Raw genomic sequence first — 2,815 nt, 5'->3', positions numbered from 1 at the left:
AACACAGTGGACGCGAGCAACTGAGGACAAGCCCTCGGCCTATTAGTACCAGTCAGCTCCACCCGTTACCGGGCTTCCACATCTGGCCTATCAACCCAGTCGTCTACTGGGAGCCTTAACCCCTCAAAGGGGGTGGGAATACTCATCTCGAAGCAGGCTTCCCGCTTAGATGCTTTCAGCGGTTATCCTTTCCGAACGTAGCCAACCAGCCATGCCCTTGGCAGAACAACTGGCACACCAGAGGTTCGTCCGTCCCGGTCCTCTCGTACTAGGGACAGCCCTTCTCAATATTCCTACGCGCGCAGCGGATAGGGACCGAACTGTCTCACGACGTTCTAAACCCAGCTCGCGTACCGCTTTAATGGGCGAACAGCCCAACCCTTGGGACCGACTCCAGCCCCAGGATGCGACGAGCCGACATCGAGGTGCCAAACCATCCCGTCGATATGGACTCTTGGGGAAGATCAGCCTGTTATCCCCGGGGTACCTTTTATCCGTTGAGCGACAGCGCTTCCACAAGCCACTGCCGGATCACTAGTCCCGACTTTCGTCCCTGCTCGACCCGTCGGTCTCACAGTCAAGCTCCCTTGTGCACTTACACTCAACACCTGATTGCCAACCAGGCTGAGGGAACCTTTGGGCGCCTCCGTTACTCTTTAGGAGGCAACCGCCCCAGTTAAACTACCCATCAGACACTGTCCCTGATCCGGATCACGGACCGAGGTTAGACATCCAGCACGACCAGAGTGGTATTTCAACGGCGACTCCACAACCACTGGCGTGGCCGCTTCAAAGTCTCCCACCTATCCTACACAAGCCGAACCGAACACCAATATCAAACTGTAGTAAAGGTCCCGGGGTCTTTCCGTCCTGCTGCGCGAAACGAGCATCTTTACTCGTAGTGCAATTTCACCGGGCCTATGGTTGAGACAGTCGAGAAGTCGTTACGCCATTCGTGCAGGTCGGAACTTACCCGACAAGGAATTTCGCTACCTTAGGATGGTTATAGTTACCACCGCCGTTTACTGGCGCTTAAGTTCTCAGCTTCGCCGACCCGAAAGTCAGCTAACCGGTCCCCTTAACGTTCCAGCACCGGGCAGGCGTCAGTCCGTATACATCGCCTTACGGCTTCGCACGGACCTGTGTTTTTAGTAAACAGTCGCTTCTCGCTGGTCTCTGCGGCCACCCCCAGCTCGGAGAGCAAGTCCCCTCACCAGTGATGGCCCCCCTTCTCCCGAAGTTACGGGGGCATTTTGCCGAGTTCCTTAACCATAGTTCACCCGAACGCCTCGGTATTCTCTACCTGACCACCTGAGTCGGTTTAGGGTACGGGCCGCCATGAAACTCGCTAGAGGCTTTTCTCGACAGCATAGGATCATCCACTTCACCACAATCGGCTCGGCATCAGGTCTCAGCCTTAACGTGTGACGGATTTACCTACCACACGGCCTACACCCTTACCCCGGGACAACCACCGCCCGGGCTGGACTACCTTCCTGCGTCACCCCATCGCTTACCTAATACAAGTCTGGTTCGTCGGCTCCACCACTACCCTCAACTCCGAAGAGATCGGGCCGGCTTCACGGACTTAGCATCGCCTGATTCAGTATTGGGCGTTTCAAAGCGGGTACCGGAATATCAACCGGTTGTCCATCGACTACGCCTGTCGGCCTCGCCTTAGGTCCCGACTTACCCTGGGCAGATCAGCTTGACCCAGGAACCCTTAGTCAATCGGCGCACACGTTTCTCACGTGTGTATCGCTACTCATGCCTGCATTCTCACTCGTGAACCGTCCACAACTCGCTTCCGCGGCTGCTTCACCCGGCACACGACGCTCCCCTACCCATCCGTACTCCCGTTGGGGATACATGTACGAATGACACGACTTCGGCGGTACGCTTGAGCCCCGCTACATTGTCGGCGCGGAATCACTTGACCAGTGAGCTATTACGCACTCTTTCAAGGATGGCTGCTTCTAAGCCAACCTCCTGGTTGTCTCTGCGACTCCACATCCTTTCCCACTTAGCGTACGCTTAGGGGCCTTAGTCGATGCTCTGGGCTGTTTCCCTCTCGACCATGGAGCTTATCCCCCACAGTCTCACTGCCGCGCTCTCACTTACCGGCATTCGGAGTTTGGCTAAGGTCAGTAACCCGGTAGGGCCCATCGCCTATCCAGTGCTCTACCTCCGGCAAGAAACACACGACGCTGCACCTAAATGCATTTCGGGGAGAACCAGCTATCACGGAGTTTGATTGGCCTTTCACCCCTAACCACAGGTCATCCCCCAGGTTTTCAACCCTGGTGGGTTCGGTCCTCCACGAAGTCTTACCTCCGCTTCAACCTGCCCATGGCTAGATCACTCCGCTTCGGGTCTTGAGCGTGCTACTCAACCGCCCTATTCGGACTCGCTTTCGCTACGGCTTCCCCACACGGGTTAACCTCGCAACACACCGCAAACTCGCAGGCTCATTCTTCAAAAGGCACGCAGTCACGACTGCATGTGCAAGCACACACAGCGACGCTCCCACGGCTTGTAGGCACACGGTTTCAGGTACTATTTCACTCCGCTCCCGCGGTACTTTTCACCATTCCCTCACGGTACTATCCGCTATCGGTCACCAGGGAATATTTAGGCTTAGCGGGTGGTCCCGCCAGATTCACACGGGATTTCTCGGGCCCCGTGCTACTTGGGTGTCTCTCAAACGAGCCGTCAATGTTTCAGCTACGGGGGTCTTACCCTCTACGCCGGACCTTTCGCATGTCCTTCGCCTACATCAACGGTTTCTGACTCGCCTCACAGCCGGCAGACCCGT

The 2,815-nt window shown here is 56.5% G+C and carries 1 rRNA gene (running past one end of the window); it reads right to left on the bottom strand.

From position 1 onward, the window contains the following. Positions 1-22 precede the first annotated feature (22 nt). Positions 23-2,815: ribosomal RNA gene (locus tag ACZ68L_RS46550) — 23S ribosomal RNA — on the bottom strand (it continues 432 nt past the right edge of the window).

This window comes from Streptomyces sp. NPDC104309, from assembly GCF_055584025.1.
This window is presented reverse-complemented; position numbering and strand designations above follow the sequence as displayed.